General features: G+C 68.8%; 15 protein-coding genes. 12 read left to right on the forward strand and 3 right to left on the reverse strand.

The window, feature by feature from the left end; translation table 11 throughout:
• The first annotated feature begins 34 nt into the window (after positions 1-34).
• The 5 genes from fmdA (at position 35) to ASF27_RS15540 (ending at position 4,916) form a co-directional block, all read left to right on the forward strand.
• Entirely contained in the window at positions 35-1,264 is a 1,230-nt protein-coding gene (gene fmdA, locus ASF27_RS15520) for a formamidase (RefSeq protein ID WP_056361459.1), read from the forward strand.
• Between the two features lie 2 nt (positions 1,265-1,266).
• Entirely contained in the window at positions 1,267-1,584 is a 318-nt protein-coding gene (locus ASF27_RS15525) for a zinc ribbon domain-containing protein (RefSeq protein ID WP_056175365.1), read from the forward strand.
• A gap of 189 nt (positions 1,585-1,773) precedes the next feature.
• Entirely contained in the window at positions 1,774-2,826 is a 1,053-nt protein-coding gene (locus ASF27_RS15530; RefSeq protein WP_056361461.1) for an aliphatic amidase, read from the forward strand.
• A 508-nt stretch (positions 2,827-3,334) separates the two neighbouring features.
• Entirely contained in the window at positions 3,335-4,213 is an 879-nt protein-coding gene (locus tag ASF27_RS15535; protein ID WP_056361464.1) for an ATP-binding protein, read from the forward strand.
• 7 nt (positions 4,214-4,220) lie between these two features.
• On the forward strand, positions 4,221-4,916 hold the full coding sequence (locus tag ASF27_RS15540; protein ID WP_056175373.1) for a response regulator transcription factor: 696 nt from the start codon (positions 4,221-4,223) through the stop codon (positions 4,914-4,916).
• Here ASF27_RS15540 and ASF27_RS15545 read toward each other — a convergent pair.
• The gene (locus ASF27_RS15545; protein ID WP_056175376.1) at positions 4,892-5,494 is read right to left on the reverse strand and encodes a hypothetical protein; all 603 of its coding nucleotides are present in this window, start codon (positions 5,492-5,494) and stop codon (positions 4,892-4,894) included. The two genes, ASF27_RS15540 and ASF27_RS15545, sit on opposite strands and share 25 nt — an antisense overlap.
• 270 nt (positions 5,495-5,764) lie before the next feature.
• On the opposite strand from ASF27_RS15545, the gene ASF27_RS15550 reads away from it, so the two are divergent.
• From ASF27_RS15550 to ASF27_RS15570, 5 genes are all read left to right on the forward strand, one after another.
• The gene (locus ASF27_RS15550; RefSeq protein WP_156467548.1) at positions 5,765-6,247 is read left to right on the forward strand and encodes a hypothetical protein; all 483 of its coding nucleotides are present in this window, start codon (positions 5,765-5,767) and stop codon (positions 6,245-6,247) included.
• Between the two features lie 339 nt (positions 6,248-6,586).
• Positions 6,587-7,444 (forward strand): hypothetical protein, encoded by an 858-nt coding sequence (locus ASF27_RS15555; RefSeq protein WP_056305095.1) that lies wholly within the window; start codon positions 6,587-6,589, stop codon positions 7,442-7,444.
• 112 nt (positions 7,445-7,556) lie between these two features.
• Complete coding sequence (locus ASF27_RS15560) at positions 7,557-9,539, forward strand: hypothetical protein (RefSeq protein WP_056361473.1); 1,983 nt, start codon at positions 7,557-7,559, stop codon at positions 9,537-9,539.
• A gap of 70 nt (positions 9,540-9,609) precedes the next feature.
• A complete protein-coding gene (locus ASF27_RS15565; protein ID WP_082479209.1) occupies positions 9,610-11,763 on the forward strand; it encodes a type I secretion system permease/ATPase in 2,154 nt (717 codons plus the stop codon).
• A gap of 53 nt (positions 11,764-11,816) precedes the next feature.
• Positions 11,817-13,172 carry an HlyD family type I secretion periplasmic adaptor subunit gene (locus tag ASF27_RS15570; RefSeq protein ID WP_056261550.1) on the forward strand — a complete coding sequence of 452 codons (1,356 nt, stop codon included), beginning with the start codon at positions 11,817-11,819 and terminating at the stop codon, positions 13,170-13,172.
• Positions 13,173-13,256: 84 nt separating this feature from the next.
• On the opposite strand, the gene ASF27_RS15575 is transcribed toward ASF27_RS15570, so the two are convergent.
• On the reverse strand, positions 13,257-14,441 hold the full coding sequence (locus ASF27_RS15575) for an MFS transporter (protein WP_056361475.1): 1,185 nt from the start codon (positions 14,439-14,441) through the stop codon (positions 13,257-13,259).
• 277 nt (positions 14,442-14,718) lie between these two features.
• Positions 14,719-15,252, reverse strand: coding sequence for a MucR family transcriptional regulator (locus tag ASF27_RS15580; protein ID WP_056175392.1), 534 nt, complete (start codon positions 15,250-15,252; stop codon positions 14,719-14,721).
• An 898-nt stretch (positions 15,253-16,150) separates the two neighbouring features.
• On the opposite strand from ASF27_RS15580, the gene flhA reads away from it, so the two are divergent.
• Positions 16,151-18,268 (forward strand): flagellar biosynthesis protein FlhA, encoded by a 2,118-nt coding sequence (flhA, locus tag ASF27_RS15585; RefSeq protein WP_156368976.1) that lies wholly within the window; start codon positions 16,151-16,153, stop codon positions 18,266-18,268.
• A gap of 83 nt (positions 18,269-18,351) precedes the next feature.
• Complete coding sequence (locus tag ASF27_RS15590) at positions 18,352-18,648, forward strand: hypothetical protein (RefSeq protein WP_056175398.1); 297 nt, start codon at positions 18,352-18,354, stop codon at positions 18,646-18,648.
• Positions 18,649-18,825 lie beyond the last annotated feature (177 nt).

Genomic DNA, 18,825 nt, shown 5'->3' on the forward strand with positions numbered 1-18,825 from the left:
CAAGTCCCGAAGTTAGGGAAGGGAGCACGAGACGATGGCAGAGACCCTGATCAAGGTCGATCTCACGCAGTCGGCCTACGACAACAGCATGGTGCACAATCGCTGGCACCCCGACATCCCCATGGTGGCGATGGTCAAGCCCGGCGACGACTTCATCGTCGAGACCTACGACTGGACCGGCGGCTTCATCAAGAACAATGATTCCGCCGACGACGTGCGCGACATCGACCTCTCCATCGTGCACTTCCTGTCCGGGCCCATCGGCGTCGAGGGCGCCGAGCCCGGCGACCTCCTCGTGGTCGACCTCCTCGACATCGGCGCCAAGCCCGAGAGCCAGTGGGGCTTCAACGGGTTCTTCTCCAAGAAGAACGGCGGCGGCTTCCTCGACGAGCACTTCCCCCAGGCCCAGAAATCGATCTGGGACTTCGAGGGCATGTTCACGAAATCCCGCCACATCCCCGGCGTGCGCTTCCCCGGCCTGATCCATCCGGGCCTGATCGGCTGCCTGCCCGATCCCAAGATGTTGGAGACCTGGAACACTCGCGAGAAGGCCCTGTTCGACACCGACCCCAACCGGGTACCGGCTTTGGCCACCCTGCCCTTCGCGCCGACCGCCCATATGGGCCGGCTGAAGGGCGAGGCGAAGGACAAGGCGGCCGCCGAGGGCGCCCGCACGGTGCCGGGGCGCGAGCATGGCGGCAATTGCGACATCAAGGACCTGTCGCGGGGCTCGAAGATCTACTTCCCCGTCTACGTGCCGGGTGCCGGCCTCTCCATGGGCGACCTGCATTTCAGCCAGGGCGACGGCGAGATCACCTTCTGCGGCGCCATCGAGATGGCCGGCTGGGTCCATCTCAAGGTGAGCCTGATCAAGGATGGGATGGCCAAGTACGGGATCAAGAACCCGATCTTCAAGCCGTCGCCGGTCACGCCGAAGTTCGACGATCACCTGATCTTCGAGGGCATTTCCGTCGACGAGCACGGCAAGCAGCACTACCTCGACGTAACCGTCGCCTACCGCCAGGCCTGCCTCAACGCCATCGAGTACCTGAAGAAGTTCGGCTATTCGGGCGCCCAGGCCTACTCGATCCTCGGCACGGCGCCGGTCCAGGGCCATATCTCCGGCGTCGTCGACATCCCCAACGCCTGCGCGACCCTGTGGATTCCGACGAAGATCTTCGAGTTCGACATCAATCCGGGCGCCGACGGGCCGACGAAGTTCCTCGACGGCTCGATCCAGATGCCGCTCTCGCCGGATCTTTGAGCATGCCGGTCTACGATTACAGTTGCGCCGCCTGCGGTCCGTTCACTGTGCTGCGCCCGATGGCGCAGTTTCAGGATCCGCACGATTGCCCGGATTGCGGCTCGGAATGCGGCCGCGCCTTCCTCAACGCGCCGAACCTCGCCTCCATGGATGCGGGCCGGCGCAAGGCCTTCGCCACGAACGAGCGGAGCCAGCACGCGCCCCGCAAGTCCTCCGGCCACGGCCCCGGCTGCGGGTGCTGCGGCAGTGCCAAGCCAACATCCAACCCCACGGCCGCCAAGAGTTTTCCGAACGCGCGGCCTTGGATGATCAGCCACTGACGCGAAGCACCCTCTCCCCTCTGCGGGAGAGGGTGGTCGCGCAGCGACGCGCCGGGACGAAGTCCCGCAAGAGAGGCAGCGCCGCCCCTTCCGGAAACACCTGTCCCGACCCCTCTCCCGCCTGCTCCGCAGGCACCCTCCCCCGCGGAGGGGGGAGGGTTCGTCCCCCCCTGAGGAGCACATCACGCCATGATGCACGGAGACATCTCGTCCAGCGCCGACAGCGTCGGCGTCGCGGTGGTGAACTACAAGATGCCCCGCCTCCACACCAAGATGGAGGTGCTGGAGAACGCAAGCAAGATCGCCGACATGCTGGTGGGCATGAAGTCCGGCCTGCCCGGCATGGACCTCGTGATCTTCCCCGAATACTCGACGCACGGGATCATGTACGACGCGGCCGAGATGTACGAGACCGCGACCTCCATCCCGGGGCCCGAGACCGAGATCTTCGCCGCCGCCTGCCGCAGGGCGAAGGTCTGGGGCGTGTTCTCGCTCACCGGCGAGCGCCACGAGGAGCACCCGAACAAGGCGCCCTACAACACCCTCATCCTGATGAACGATCAGGGCGAGATCGTGCAGAAGTACCGCAAGATCATGCCCTGGACGCCCATCGAGGGCTGGTATCCGGGCGACCGGACCTACGTCTCCGACGGTCCCAAGGGCCTGAAGATCAGCCTCATCATCTGCGACGACGGCAATTACCCGGAGATCTGGCGCGACTGCGCCATGCGGGGCGCCGAGCTCATCGTCCGCTGCCAGGGCTACATGTATCCGGCGAAAGAGCAGCAGGTCCTGATGTCGAAGGCGATGGCGTTCGCCAACAACACCTACGTGGCCGTGGCCAACGCTGCCGGCTTCGACGGGGTCTACAGCTATTTCGGTCACTCGGCGATCATCGGCTTCGACGGGCGCACGCTCGGCGAGTGCGGCGAGGAGGAGATGGGCATCCAGTACGCCGCCCTGTCGAAGTTCCTGATCCGCGATGCCCGCGCCCACGGGCAGTCGGAGAACCACCTCTTCAAGCTGCTCCACCGCGGCTACACGGGTATGATCGCCTCCAAGGAGAACCGCCACGGGCTGTCGGAGTGCCCCTACGACTTCTACCGCCGCTGGATCGAGGACCCGGACGGCACCCGCGACGCCGTGCGGGCCATCACCCGCCCGGGCGTCGGGACGGAGGAATGCCCCATCGAGGGCATTCCGTTCGTCGGCAAGGGCGAGGGCCCGCCGGATCCCCACTGAGCGTCACGGCCGGAACGCCCGCTGCACCGGAGCGCGGACGGGCCTGATCCAGGCCCCCGGGGCTGCGCGCCACGAGCCTCGAACGGTGTCCCCGATGGCCGCGCCCGACAGCGCGGCCATCGGTGTTTTCCGGCTCGGCCGTTGCGAGGAGCGGTTCCCGGTTGTCCCTCTGCCCTTGAGCGGGTTCCGTCCCGCCGCGGGGAAGGTTTCGCGCGTAAGGTTTTTCCCGACGAAGGTTACCGGTTAAGGCGTAGGATATTTTTGTGGCGGCTCTCAAATAATCGGATTACGCTTTTCTCGGTTCGCGGCTCAGCTTTTTAAAGGGCATTGGGTGGAATGGTGGCGCCGTTGGAAAGGTAATCGATCCAAGACATGATACGCTGACCGCAAAACAATTGCAGTTGCGGCAAGTTTCCGGTTTTTCACCCCAAGGCGTTCAACGGTCGAGGTTGAAGACAAAGGCGGTTTTTACCGTGATAAAAATCACCTAGGGATTGGACGTATTGCCATGACGCAGATATTCGTGCGCCCCGAACAAGCAATCCCCGAGGACATCGACGGTCGGCCCAGACCGGGTTTCGTGTCGTCCGCCCGGCGCGAGGGGCGTGTGCGGAACGAGACCGTAGCCGACGACAAGGCCGACGACATGGCCGCGCTCCTGGCGGAGCACCGCAAGGCCATCGCGCGCGGAACGCGGTCCCCGGCCGGCGCGAACGACGCGGGCGGTTTGTCTCAGGATCTTCACGATTGCGGCGGTTACCACCTCGCCCTGCTCCAGATCTCCCTCAAGCTCCTCGAAGCGTTCGTTCCGGAAGGGCGGGCGCGGGCGCATCTCGACCGCACGAAGACCCAGCTCGCGCGCTTCGCCGCCGACCTCGGGTCCATCGCGGCCGCGCAGCCCTCCGCCCCCCGGAGCCGACCGGATCGCGCGCCGCGCGGCGATGTCCGATCCGGTGCGGAGTGTCGCGACCTCGACGCGTTCCTCACCGAGACCCTGGACGCGTGGTCCCTGGCCTCAGGCCTGCCGGTGGCGTTTCGCTGCAACCGGCCCCGCCTGCGCCTGCCCATCGCCCTCGAGCAGCCCCTGCTGCGGATCCTCCAGGAATCCCTGACCAACATCCTGAAGCATGCCCGCACGGCGAGCCGGGTCGCCGTGGACCTGACCGTGCGGCGCGGCGTCCTCACCCTGACCATCGGCGACGACGGCTGCGGGTTCGATCCCGTCCCCGTCCGGGCGTCCGGTGCCGACGATCCCGCGGCGTCCGGGATGGGATTGCCCGGCATGGCCGCCCGGATGGCCCGGATCGGAGGAAGCCTCGTGGTCGACACGGGGTGTGGGCGGGGCACGCGGATCCGGGCCCGCCTGCGTCTGCCGCACCCGGTCTGACGCGGCGGTGGACGAGACGGCATCCGGGACGAGCGCGGAGACCGGCATCCGGATCGTTCTCGCCGACGACCACCCCGCCATCCTGGCCGGCCTGCGGTCGGTCATCGACGGCACCGACGGCATGCGCGTGGTGGCGGTGGCGAGCACCGGGTCTCAGGCCTTACGCCTGATGCAGGAGTTCGGGCCGAGCGTGGCGGTAATCGACATCGCCATGCCGGACATGACCGGCGTGGTCCTGGCCCGCAAGGTGGCCGCCCTGGCCCTGCCGACGCGCCTCATCGCCCTCACGGCCCACAACGACCGCACCCTGGTGCAGACCGCGTTCGAGGCGGGCGTGCGCGGCTACGTACTCAAGGGTTCCCCCATCGACCACCTGCTCCACGCGATCCGGGCGGTGACGACGGAGGGCTTCTACCTCGATCCGACCATCGCCGGGCAGCTGTTCGATCCGCGCGCCGCGCAAGGGCGCCGCCGCGCGCCGACGGAGGACGGGGCCATCCAGCCCGCCCTGACCCAGCGCGAGAGCGAGGTGATCCGCCTCGTGGCGCTCGGCCACACCAACAAGGAGATCTCCGGCCAGATCAACGTCACCACCAAGTCCATCGAGACCTACAAGATGCGCGCCTGCGACAAGCTCGGCATCCGCACCCGGGCGCAGATCGTGCGCTACGCCCGGCTTCAGGGCTGGCTCGCCGAGCCCTGAGGCGGATCGGCGGGGACGTCTGGGGCGGGCGCGTCCAGGCTGGCGGCGAGCACGGGCAGGAACTGCCAGAGGTCGCGGTTGAGCCGGGCGAGCTGGCGGTTGACGTCCGTGAGTTCGCGCACCCGCGCGTCGTCCATGGCCCGCTGGGCGCCGAAGCTGAGGCGGCCGCCATGCTCGACGATCCGCATGGTGTTGGTGTGGGTGATCTCGCCGTGCGCGTTGACCACCGACATGGCGTGGGTGAGGTCGTTGCGGACCCTGGTGGCGGCGTTGAAGCGCCGGATCAGGCGTTCCAGCGTCTGCGCCGTGGCCGGATCGGCGAGCTTCACCGAAGCGAGCCGGCGGATCAGGTCGAGGCGCGCCCGGCTGGTGTTGAGGGTGGTGAAGACGATGGCCGCCGTGATCTCGTCCGTGCGCAGGAGCAGCATCAGGACGTAGACGAACACGCTCTCGGTGTTGGACCAGCTCAGGCCGAGATTGCCGATGAGGCTGAGGATCTGCGTCTGCCGCAGGGCGGCGTCGCCCTTCGGAGCCTGGAGCGCCTCGAAGTCCGGGGCGGCCGGGAGGTCCGTTCGCATGGGGCCGCTCCTGTTCGGGGCCAGTCTTCTTCGAGGCCAATCTTTTTCGGGACCGGTCTTCGGCCGCAACGATACGCCGAACCCGCAAGGCTCGCGCGGGCCCCGGCCCGTCATCCGCAAGAATTCATCGGTGGATGATGCGTCGAATCACGTCGTCCGGCGTCGATGGTCCGGCACGAAGGAGGTGGCTTGAATTCCGGCGTGGCCGGGCGGACCATCGCGCGACCGGCCTCGATCGGTCGGCGGACGCCGCCTTCGAAGAGTCCCGACATGGCGCATCTCACCGACCTGTGGCTCGCCCGGCGCGGGCGCCGGGCCGCCCTGCGGATCGTCCGCCCCTACGTGGAGCGCACGCGCTGGCGGCGCGGCTCCGATCCGGGCGAGGCGTGGATGGAACCCTACGCGCTGGGCTTCCTCACCTGCCTCGTCACCCTCGTGGCCCGCCCGGTCATGGGCGGTGCGCCCGGCGAAGTGCTGGGGCTCGTCCAGGCCGAGGCGTGGGCGGCGCTGACCGGCCTGCCGGCGGGGCCCGTCGGCGAGCGCGTCCTCACCCTCAGCCTGGCACAGGACCCGGACTTCACCCTCGGGATGGGCGACGCCCTCCTGTTCCATTCAGCCCATCGGGGCAGCCATCAGAGCTGGACGCCGGACGGGCTCTCCGAGCAGACCGGCGCGCAGACGGTCCTCGATCTGTGGGACAGCCTCATCGGCGTCCGCATCGAGGCCGGGCCGCTCCGCGCGACCGCTCCGTAAGCCCTGGATACGCGTCGGCGCCCGCAGTGCAAACGCGAGCAGCCGAGCGGTTCTATTGCAGTGCGAAGGGATCGTCCAAGTATTCCCCGGGCAGGAATCCAACTCTCAGCGCGTTCCGGTTTTCCTGACAAAAAGTTTACGTTTTTTTAACACTTACGAACCGCGGCCATTCTGCAAAGTTCGGCCCGTTCCCAAGTGGACCGCACCGAACCGGCCCCGCCGGAGACGGCGCAAGCTTCGGGAACATTGTCCCGCACGACATGGATCACGCCGTCTCGCCGACGCAGAAGATCAGCGAGCTGCCGGTCCCGTGCCCCATCCATCGAAGGGAGAACGATCATGTCGACCAACAATCAGAACGCGCTCGCAGCCCTGTTCGGCACCCAGGCCCAGGATCAGTTCCAGGGCGAGGCCCAGGGTCAGCTGCAGGGCGAAGCCCAGGGTCAGCTGCAGGGCGAGGCCCAGGGGCAGCTCCAGGCCGAGGCGCAAGACCAGGGCCAGGGCCAGGACCAGGGTCAAGGGCAGGATCAGGGTCAGAGCCAGTACTCCAGCAGCGAGTCGCTCAACGGGAACGGCAACCTCAACGGTAACGGCAACGGCAACCTGAACGGGAACCTCAGCGCCAACGGGAACCTGAACGGAAACATCAACGACAATATCACCACCACCACCACCACCGTATCCACCACGGTCGACGTCAATGTCGACATGACCGGCGTCATGGCGCCTCCATCGGAATCCAGCCTCATCAACCTCGAAGGCCTGACCATCGAGGGTCTCGAAGGCGGCATGTTCGTGATGCCGGACTTCTCGACCCAGACCCTCAACGGGGACGGGAACATCTTCAACCTCGATCAGATCAGCAGCCTGGTCGACAACGACTACCTGTCCAGCCCGAGCGTCAGCCTCGGGATCGGCGGTCTGGATTCCTACTGCGGTCCCGAAGGGACGCTGCCGAACTTCAACTTCACCCAGAACGTCTCGGGCAATGGCGGCAACGCCAGCAGCGACGGCGGCGTGAGCGATTTCGCCAGCAACGGCAACGTCTCGTCGGCGAACACGGTTTCGGGCGAAGCCTTCACCCAGCACATCACGCAGGGTGCCAACATCCAGTACAACTCCATGCCGGTCTCCGTCGTCGGCGGCGATTCCTTCAGCGAGATCAGCGGCACGGCCGATAGCAGCCACAACGTCTGAACCATGATCCCGGCCCGCGCCGTCACCCGGCGCGGGCCGTTCCACACCCACCGATCCCCGCGCGCCGGCCGCTTCCGGCCGTCGCGCGCGGGTCATCCTGATGGGGACGGTCATGATCGCTGGCGGCCCGACCGAGATCATCGCCCACTTCGCCGGGCACATGCGCCTGCTCGACACGGTGGTGCTCCACCGCGAGGTCTACGACGGCGAGCCGGGGCGGCTGCCCGCCCCCGCGCCCGAGACGCCGCACCGCGAGGCGGCACCGAATTTCGACCTCGACGAGATGCCGAGCCGGCCCTACCCGGCGACCCTTCCGCCCCCCGACATGCTCCGGTTCGGCCACGATGTCCTCATGCCGGCCGGCCCGGTGATGCCGGCCAAGCTCGCACCTGGGTCCGTGCCCGTCGGCGTCCCGCGCACCGCCGCCCCGGCCGGCGGCGGCGGCGGCGGGAGCGCCGGCCGGGCCGAGGCCGACCGCGACGTCACGCCCGACCAGGAGCTGATCCAGGTCCTCCAGGTCAACGAACTGCACGACAACGACCTCCTGCTGATGGTCGAGGGCACGGGCGTCGAGCACCTGCACCGCCTCGACCCGGGCTTCGTCGATCCCATCGCCGCCCTCGACCGGATGCTGGCCGAGGCGCGCGGCGGCGTGCCGGCCGACCTCGTCGCCCACGGCACCGGCACCGGCGACTGGATCGCCTTCGTGCAAGGGCGCGATGCCCAACTGGCCGCGGGCGGGATGCCGCGGGACGGGGTCGACGACGGATCGGCGGACCTTCAGGGCCTCACCGTCGACGGGGTGCGCCAGCCCGCCGGCACGGCGCTGCCGACGGTGTCCTCCCCCGCCCCCACGCCCGAGGCCGCTCCGCGCAACGGCCTCCTCGACCCGGGCCTCGCAGCGACGACGGGGGCCAACCAGAGCTTCAACGTCGCCGGCATCCTCGACAACCACACCCAGCACCACGCCCTCTTCGTCGGCGGCGACGCCTTCACCACCCAGGCCATCGTCCAGGTCAACGTCCTCGCGAGCGATGTCGACATCACCGTGGGCGGCCGCAGCGGAATCCTGGACCTCGTCACCGGCGGCGACCTCACCCGCAACGCGGCGCGGTTCACGCAAGCCGACACCGATCCGGGGGTGGTCACCCATCTCTCCGCCGGGGCGCGCACCGAGGTCGACGTGATCGCGGGCGACTTCTACGACGTGAAGAGCATCACCCAGATCAACCGGCTCTTCGACAACGACGTCGTGGTGCAGGGCACGTTCAGCACCTTCTACACCGCGGTCGCCGGGGCCAACACGCAGGTCAACCTGTTCTCCCTGGAGGAACTCGGCTCACGCTACGATCTCATCGTGGTGCGGGGCGACTATCACACCGTCAACATGGTCCATCAGACCAACGTGCTGCTCAACGACAGCATCGTGAAGGCCTATGCGGGGCGGGCGGACACGATCGGCCAAACCATCGTCACCGGCGACAACGTCCTCGAGAACGTCGCCTCCGTCGATCAGTACGGCAGCACCGCGTTCAAGACCCTGTCGGCGGACCAGCACGCCGCGCTCTCCGGCCTGGAGGCGAATCACCTCGACCCGGCCCTGGCCGCGCTCCTGCCCCAGGCCGAATCATCGACCTTGCACGTGCTCTACGTCGCGGGCGACTTCTTCAACATCAACGCCATCACCCAGACCAACATCGTCGCGAACGTCGACACGGTGATCCAGCACCTGCCCGATCCCGGCACCGCGACGGGGCCGACGGGCGCCGCGACCCAATCGACCCAGACGGTGACGACGGGCGCCAATCACCTCGCCAACGTCGCGGCCATCTCCACCGTGGGGACGACCACGGCGGCGCAGTTCGTCGGCGGCGAGCATTACGACGACGCAATCCTCGTCCAGGCCAACTACGTCAGCCACAGCGCCCGCGTCACCATCGGCGACACCCAGAGCCTCGCCTCGGAGGTCGCGGCCTTCACCGGCCTGCACGACATCGCCCTTCCCGAAACGGGCACGCAGGACCAGCTCGGACCCGCCTTCCACGGCGGTGGCTCCAGCCTCACCCACGACCTGCTCCACGGAATGATGGCCTGAACCGGACAAACGGCCGGGATCACCGGCCGACGCACTCGGTCGGGATACCGACCGACAAGGGGGACGCGACATGGACGATCTCAGCCGCCGCGGTACGGCCGCGGGCCGCGATGCCGCCGGCGCGGCCGGACCCGATCTCGGGCCCGGCCTCGCCGCCCTGGAGGCGCGGTTCCGCGAGGCGGCCGGCGGCCACTACATCGGCCCGACCGCGGCGCCGGCCCCGACGGAGGAGGCCGGCGCGGTGCCGGCGCAGGGGGCTCCGCCAGTCGTATCGCCGGCCAGGACGGCCCCGGTCGAGGTGGCCCCGGTCGAGGCGGCCCCGGTCGAGAGTCGGGCGGAGGCGGCCGCAGCGGCTCCGGCGGCGGTGGCGGCCACCCCCTCGGCCGCGCCACCGCGCGCGACGGGCGAGGGGGGCGGTTCGGGCAAGGGCAGTGGTTCCGGCGGCGGCGGTGGCGGGGCCGGCGGTGACGCCGGCGCCCCGCTGCAGCGTCGCTCCGGCGACCGCGACTTTCGCGAGGTGCTGACCAAGGGGCTCGCCGGCTGTCGGCGCAAGCTCGTCGTCGTCGCCATCTTCTCGTTCTGGGTGAACCTCCTCGTCCTCGGCATCCCGATCTACCTGTTCAACATCTCCGACCGGGTGCTGACGAGCCGCAGCCTCGACACCCTGATCATGCTGACCCTCGTCATCGTCGGCGCCATCGTGGCCCACGTGGTCCTCGACGTGGTGCGGCGGTTCATCCTCATGCGGATCGCCGTGGAGGTGGAGGTGCGCCTCGGCGCGCCGGTCCTGGCCGCGGCGGCGAAAGCCTCGCAGGCGGGCTCGAGCCGCGAGTTCCAGACGCTCGCCGACCTGCAGCAACTGCGCAACTTCATCACCGGTCCGGTGCTGCTCGTCATGTTCGACGCCCCCGTGGCGCCGATCTACCTGCTGGCCGTGTTCCTCATCCATCCGGATCTCGGCTGGATCGTCATGGCGACGGGCGTGCTGCTCCTCGGCCTCGCCCTCATCAACCAGAAGCTGACGGCGGTGCCGTTCGCCCAGGCCAGCGCCTACTCGACCCGTGCCAACCTCCAGGCCGACGCCATGGCGCGCAACAGTCAGGTGATCAACGCCATGGGCATGACGCCCGAATGCGTCACCATCTGGGGCCGCGAGACCGCCGAATCCCTCAAAGCCCAGGTGATCGCCCAGGACCGCAACATCGTCATCGCCGGCCTGTCGAAGTGCATCCGGCTCTCGACGCAGATCGGCATGCTCGGCTGGGGCGCGATCCTGGCGCTGGACGGCAAGCTCACGGGCGGCACCATGATCGCCGCCTCCATCGTCGGCGGCCGGGCGCTCGCCCCCATCGAGGGCGTCATCGACGGCTGGCGCAGCTTCGTCGGCGCCCGCATCGCCTACGCGCGGGTCAAGTCCCTGCTGCTGAACTCGCCCCTGAACTTCGACCGCCTGCGCCTGCCCCGCCCGATCGGGCGCCTCACGGTGGAACGGGTTCTGTACGTGCCGCCGCCGAACAAGAAGGTGATCCTCAACGGCCTTACCTTCCAGCTCGAACCGGGCGAATCGCTCGCCATCGTGGGCGCCTCGGGGACGGGCAAATCCACCCTCGCGCGCATGCTCGTCGGCTCGATCTCGCCCACCGCCGGGGCCGTGCGCCTCGACATGATGGACCTGCGCAACTGGGACCCGCGCCAGTTCGGCCAGAGCGTCGGCTACCTGCCCCAGGAGGTCCAGCTCTTCCCCGCCAGCATCAAGGCCAACATCGCCCGCATGCAGGACGACGCCTCCGACGCCGACGTGTTCGACGCCGCCGAGATCGCCGACGTCCACGAGCTCATCTCGCAGTTCGCCCAAGGCTACGAGACCGTGGTGGGCATGGACGGCAGCCCCCTCTCGGGCGGCCAGCGCCAGCGCATCGGCCTCGCCCGGGCCTTCTTCGGCGACCCGCGCCTCGTGGTGCTGGACGAGCCGAACTCGAACCTCGACACCCCCGGCGAGATCGCCCTGGCCCGCGCCCTCCTGCGGGCCAAGGCGCGCGGCACCACCGTGGTGGCCATCACCCAGCGCCCGACGCTGCTGAAGAGCGTCGACAAGATCATGATCCTCAAGGACGGCGCCATCCAGGTGTTCGGGCCCCGCGACGAGGTGATCCCGATGATCGTCGGCCGCAGCGCCAACGACGATCGTCCCCTCACGGGCCGGGGCGGGACCGGTACCGCCTGATCCGCCCCTGACGAGCCCCCGCCCCGAACGAGCCCCTTCAGGAGCCCCGCGCCATGACCCGGATCGTCACGATCAAGCCCACCCCGCCTCGGCGCGAATGGTACGACGACATCCCGCAGGACACCCGCTACCACACGGGCTTCGGCTTCGCCTTCCTCGTCGGGATCATCGCGGGCTTCGGAATCTGGGCCAACACCGCCCTCATCGCGGGCGCCATCGTGGCCACGGGCGCGTTCGTGGCGACGGGGCAGAACAAGACGATCCAGCATCTCGAAGGCGGGGTGATCCGCACCATCCTGGTCAAGGAAGGCGACATCGTCGAGCCCGGCCAGCCCCTGCTCCAGCTCGACGAGACCGGCCCCAAGGCGGAACTTCGCCGCCTCGCGCTCCGGCACGACCGACTCACCGCCATCGAGGCGCGGCTCCAGGCCGAGGCGCGCCAGGCGCCCGCCGTCACCTTCCCGGCGCCCCTCCTCGCCAAGGCGGGCGACCCCGACATCGACGCCATCGTGGGCAACCAGCTCCTGGCGTTCAAGGCGCGGATGACGAGTCTGGCCAGCGACCTGTCCGTCCTCACCAACGGGATCGACGCCCTGGAGGAGAAGATCCGCGGCAGCCAGATCCAGCTCAAGGCGGTGCGGCGCCAGCTCGAGCTGTTCGAGCAGGAGATCGCGTCGAAATCCGTGCTGCTGAAGGGCGGCATGATCCGCATCTCCGAGATCCTCGCCCTGCAGCGCTCCCAGGCGAGCGCGCAGGGTGAGATCGGCCGCCTCGACGGCGATATCGGCGACGCCCGCGAGCGCATCGCCCGCATCCGCGAGCAGATCACGGGCGCGCGCAACACCGCGATCAAGACGGCGGTGGAGCAGCTGCACGAGACCCTGGCCGACCAGAACGACGTCCGCGAGCGCATGCGGGCGGCGCGCAGTCTGCTCGACCGCATCGTCATCGCCGCCCCCGTGCGCGGCATCGTGGTGAAGCTGCGCTACCACACGGACGGGGGCGTAGTGGAACCGGGGAAAAGCATCATGGAACTGGTGCCGCTCCACGACGAACTCGTCATCGAGGCGCGGATCAAGCCGCAGGACATCGACCACGTGCGGCGGGGCCAGTCGGCCGCGATCCGCCTCACGGCGCTCAGCCAGCGCATCGTGCCCATGGTGTCGGGCGAAGTGATCTACCTCTCGGCCGACGCCCTGCCGGACGACCGCCGCAACCAGGCCGGCGGCGGCGACCTCTACGTCGCCCGCATCCGCCTCGATCCGAAGAGTCTGGCGGAGGTCCACAACTTCGCGCCGACCCCCGGCATGCCGGCCGAGGTCTACATGCGGACCACGGACCGGACGTTCTTCGAGTACGTCTTCAAACCCCTGAAGGACAGCATGGTGCGGGCGTTCCGGGAGATCTGACGCCGCGTCCGTCCGCGCTCAGCCGAGGCGGGTCGCGTCTTCATCCCAGTCGTGGCGCGACTCTATCCAAGTCGTGGCGCGACTCTATCCGAGTCGTGGCGCGGCCTGGCCCGGCATCGGTGCCGGCGCCCCGTCCGTCCGGCGGGCGGTCAGCACGAGCCCCAGGGCCAGGGCGGCCATGCCGGCGCCGAACCAGGGCAGACTGCCGTAGCCCATCCCCAGGGTGAGCACGCCGCCGCCCAGCGCCGCGCCCGTGGCGTTGCCGAGGTTGAACGCGCCCTGGTTGAGGGTGGAGGCGAGGTTGGGCGCGTCGCTCGCCGCCTCCACCACCCAGACCTGGAGCGGCGAGACCAGGGCGAAGACGAGGGCGCCCCAGACCGGCAGGGTCAGCACGGCGGGGATCGCCGACCGGCTGGTGAAGGCGAACAGCACCAGCACGGCGACGAGGGCGGAAAAACTCCCGATCACCGTCGCCATCAGGCGCCGGTCGGCCAGCCGCCCGCCCGCGAGGTTGCCGAGGGTGAGGCCGATGCCGAACAGCAGCAGGGCGCCCGTCACCGCGTGCGGGGTCAGGCCGCTCACCTCCGTCAGGAGCGGCGCGATGTAGGTGAACACCGTGAACAGGCTGACGGAGGACAGGGTGCTCACCAGCATCGGCAGCAGCACCGCCCAGCGCCGCAGGGAGCGGAACTCCCCGGCGAGCCCGCCGCGCGAGCCCGGCAGGCCGTTCGGCACGAAGGCCGCGATGGCGGCGGCGGCGACCAGTCCGAGGCCGAGCACCGCCCAGAACGTCGCGCGCCAGCCCGCGACCTGGCCGAGCGCCGTGCCGAACGGAACCCCGAGAACGTTGGCGAGGGTGAGGCCGGTGAACATCAGCGCCACCGCCTGCGCCCGCTGCGCGCGGGGGACGAGGCCGCTCGCCACCACGGCGCCGATGCCGAAGAACGCCCCATGGGCAAAGGCCGTCAGGATGCGGGCCAGCATCAGAAACCCGTAGGTCGGCGCGAGGGCGCAGCCGAGGTTGCCGAGAAGGAACACCCCCATCAGCACGAGAAGCGCCGTCTTGCGCGGCAGCCGGGCCGTGGCGATGGCCACCAGGGGCGCGCCGACGGCGACGCCGAGGGCGTAGCCCGAGACCAGAAGTCCTGCCCGGGGCACGCTGACCCGGAGGCTCTCGGCCACCTCGGGCAGCAGGCCCATGATGACGAATTCGGTGGTGCCGATGCCGAAGGAGGCGGCGGCCAGGGCCAGGATCGGACGGGACAGCATGGGGTCGCTCACGCTCGGGGGCCCAGGCCCATCCGGCGCAAGGCGGTCACGCTGCGTTGCAGCATCGGCCGTGCGCTACCATGCGTCGTCGCCGCCACCGATGCCCCCGGCTTCGCGGGTCGCCTGCGCGTGGCACATGGAACCGCGGGCGGTCGGGGGCAGCCCATCGCCCGTCCAAGCAAAAAGCCATCCCCGCGGCGCGGGGATGGCTCGTGAGGGCGTCGGCCCTACCAGGATCGTGATCGGTTCGCGGTCCGGGAGAGCGAGCCCGGTCGGATCAGGCGTCGACCTTCTTGCGGGGACCGCGGCGCTTCTTCTCGGGGGCGGCGGGGGCCTCCTCCTCCTGCGGCTCCGGCTCGGCGCTGACGGTCTCCTCCGGGGCGGCCTTGGCCAGACCCTTGCGGCGCTGCTGGCCGAGGCCGAGGGCGCGGGCGAGTTCGGACCGCTGCTCGGAATAGCTGGCCGAGGTCATCGGGTAATCGGGCGCCAGGCCCCACTTGGCGCGGTACTGCTCGGGGGTCAGGCCGCGCAGGGTGAGGTGCCGGCGCAGGGTCTTGTACTGCTTGCCGTCCTCGAAGCTGATCAAGTAATCCGCCGTGATGGAGCGGCGGATCTCCTGCGGCGTCGCCTTGGGCGGGCCGGTCTCGACGGCCGGTGCGCCGTTCGCCGTCACGCCACGGATCGCCTCGTGGACATCACTGAGCAGTTTCGGCAGCTCGGCGCTCTGGACATGGTTGTTGCTGACATAGGCGGAGACGATATCGGCGGCCAGCGTGATCAGGCGGGCTGCATCGGATTCTGTTTCATTCATGTTGTCGGCACCATTCTTGATTTAAGTCATAAGTCGTTTCGAGCGTAAGCTCAGTTCTTTCCGCAAGCAATGTTCCGCCGCGGTGATCCGAGAGTTTTTCACGTCTAGTTGTGGATTGACCGATCATTTCCTCGTGCGGTGCAGGAAGTTCGCGCCCTTATCCCGTAGGGGTTGCTCTGCCGGGCAATGTGCACCTGCCCTGCTCTGGCGTGGTGGGTATTGCCACGGGGGCGGTCCTGTCGATCACCGTCGCGCGCGACGGATTCGATGATGGAGCCGGGTACGGGTGCTGATCCGGACGGACGCGATACTGTCTCGTCCCAGTCTCTATCCGTGATCGTCCGCGAACCCTTCGCTGCGAGCACCACCCTTGAACGATCGTGCCTCGCGAAAGTTTCAATACTGGCATTGCCACGATGAAAACGCATTGGCAATGCCGTTCCGGTGCAAACGCTGCGCAGGGTCGAAGATTATCGACGGGAAATTTTCGTTGATCGTCGTGCGCACGTGACGGAACCCATGCGATTCCCAGAGAAGCCGAAGATCGCCGCGGCGTCTGTGCTGTGACGTCACACGCGTTGCCTGCGCGGGCCATCGCGGTCGATCCATCATTCCTCGAAGCCAAGCATGCGTCCGCGACACCAAGCATGCGTCCGCGACACCAAGCATGCGTTCTCGAAGCCCAGGACGACGCCGCGACACCGGATACGGGCGGAGGTGTGGGGTTGTGGGGTCGGCCGGACCCCGCTCCGACGCCGCCGCGGGCGAATCGTTAACGGTCCGCTAACCATGCGGGCGGCAAATCTTGCCGGGTCCCCTCTCCGGGGCGGCGAGGAAGACCATGAGCGAGACGGCCGCCGCGCCGGTACGGGGAAACGGGGCCGGACAAGGGTCCGGCATGAGTGTTGGCCAGTTCGCGAGCTATGCGATTCCCAACCGGGCCAATCTCCACGCCCTGTCGAAGCGCACGGACCTGTTCTTCGCCACCGCCGTGATGGGCATCCTCACGGTGCTCATCTTCCCGCTGCCGGCGTTCCTCCTCGACCTGCTTCTGGCCGTCTCGATCATCATCTCGGTGCTGATCATGATGACGGGTCTGTTCATCGACAACCCGCTCGAATTCACGGTCTTCCCGACGCTGCTCCTCGTGGCGACTCTGCTCAGGCTCGCCCTCAACCTCGCCTCCACCCGCCTCATCCTCGGCCACGGCCACGAGGGCACGGCGGCGGCCGGTCACGTCATCGAGGCGTTCGGCAACTTCGTCATGGGCGGCAACTTCGTCATCGGGATCATCGTCTTCGCGATCCTGATCATCGTGAACTTCGTGGTGATCACGAAAGGTTCGGGCCGTATCGCCGAAGTCGCGGCGCGCTTTACCCTCGATGCCATGCCGGGCAAGCAGATGGCCATCGACGCCGACCTCTCGGCCGGCCTCATCGACGAGAAGGTGGCGAAAGCCCGCCGCGCCGCCCTGGAGGAGGAATCCTCGTTCTTCGGCGCCATGGACGGCGCCTCGAAGTTCGTGCGCGGCGACGCCATCGCGGCGCTGCTCATCACCTTCATCAACGTCATCGGCGGCATCATCATCGGCGTCGCCCAGCAGGGCATGCCCTTCGGCGCGGCGGCCAAGACCTACACGCTGCTGACCATCGGCGACGGTCTCGCCTCCCAGGTGCCCGCCCTCATCGTCTCGGCGGCGGCCGGCATCCTCGTCTCGAAGGCGGGCGTGAAGGGCTCGGCCGACAAGGCGCTCGGCAAGCAGCTCGCCAACTACCCCAAGGCGCTCGGCATGTCGTCGGGCGTCATGGTGCTGATCTCGCTCCTGCCCGGCATGCCGATGCTGCCCTTCCTCGCGCTGGCCGGCGCCTCCGGCTACGCCGCGTGGCATTTCGCCAAGGTCGCCCGCGAGGCCCCGCCGCTGGATTCCGACGGCGCACCCATGGACGCCACGGCGGTGGCCGCCGCCCAGGCCGCCAAGGAGGAGACCGTCACTGACCTCCTCAAGCTCGACGATCTCAAGCTCGAGATGGGCTACGCACTCCTCGCCCTCGTCAACGGCCCCGACGGGCAGGACCGGCTCACCGACCAGATCAAGGCCCTGCGCCGCCAGCTCGCCGCCGAACTCGGCTTCGTGATGCCGTCGGTCCGCATCCTCGACAACGTCCAGCTCGACGCCAACGCCTACGTGGTGCGGGTCAAGGAGATCGAGGCCGGCACGGGGCAGATCTTCCCCGGCCAGTTCATGGCCATGGACCCCATGGGCGGGCAGGTGCAGCTTCCCGGCCAGCACATGCTGGAGCCGACCTTCGGCCTGCCCGCCACCTGGATCGACGCGTCCCTGCGCGATCAGGCCCAGCTCAAGGGCTACACGGTGGTGGACGCCGCGACCGTGGTCTCGACCCATCTCACCGAGATCATCAAGGCGCACGTCTCGGAGCTTCTCAGCCACGTCGAGGTGCAGAAACTCCTGCGCGAGGCCTCAAAGGACCATTCCGACCTCCTCAAGGAGGTGATGCCGAGCCAGATCGCCTCCACGGGCATCCAGCGCGTGCTGCAGTTCCTCCTGGCCGAGCGGGTCTCGATCCGCGATCTCGGCGCCATCATCGAGGGCGTGGCGGAGGTGGCCGGCCACGTGAAGAACCCGCGCGACATCGTCGAGCACGTGCGTGCCCGCCTCGGGCGCCAGATCTGCGCCCAGTACCAGGGGCCGGACGGCATGCTGCCGATCATCACCCTGTCGCCTGCCTGGGAGCAGGCCTTCCTCGAATCCATCGCCGGCGAGCGCGACGAGCGCTACCTCGCCATGCAGCCCTCCAAGCTGTCGGAATTCGTCAGCACCGTGCGCGACCGCTTCGAGACCGCTGCCCGCATGGGCGAGATGCCGGTCCTCGTCACCTCGGTCCAGGCCCGGCCGTTCGTGCGCTCGATCATCGAGCGCTTCCGCCGCGAGACCCCGGTGATGAGCCAGGCGGAGATCCATCCCCGCGCAAGGCTGCGGACGGTGGGGTCGGTGTGAGGCGGATTCGCGATGCCGCCGCCTGACGGCCAGGTCCCGTGCCGTCAGGGAAAGATGATGGGGCGCCTTGCCTGGAGCGTGACATGACGGATTGGCCTTTCAGCGACCCACCGAACGTCGCGGTGCTGACGACCCGGAGCATCGTTCGGGATGCGGCATGGATCGCCCGCGTCGTCCATGATGCCGACGATGGTGGATGGCAGTTCCACGACGGCACACCCGGCGCTCGGCACGAGGCGGATGCCGTCGTGACGTCGCTGCGCGATCTGGTGCTCCGAGACGCATCCTTACGCGCGTTGGCCGATCTCCCGGAGGGGTGGTGTGCCTGGCGCGGGAGCCCGGAGCAGCCCTGGCAACGGGCGAGGGTCGACGGCGTGTGAGCCGATCGGGGCCGGCGAGGTTTCTCCCCCGGCCGCCTGGCCGATGGCCACCATCCGGCATCCGTTCGAGCCTGTCGCCGATCCCGGCCTCGACGATGCGCTCGGCGGCGCCCCGTCGCGCGGACTCTTCAAGAGCCTTCGCGGGGCGCTCGTACGGCCCGCGACGCCCCGCCCGTC

Origin of the sequence: Methylobacterium sp. Leaf102, from assembly GCF_001422425.1 — a bacterium.
Lineage (GTDB): Bacteria > Pseudomonadota > Alphaproteobacteria > Rhizobiales > Beijerinckiaceae > Methylobacterium.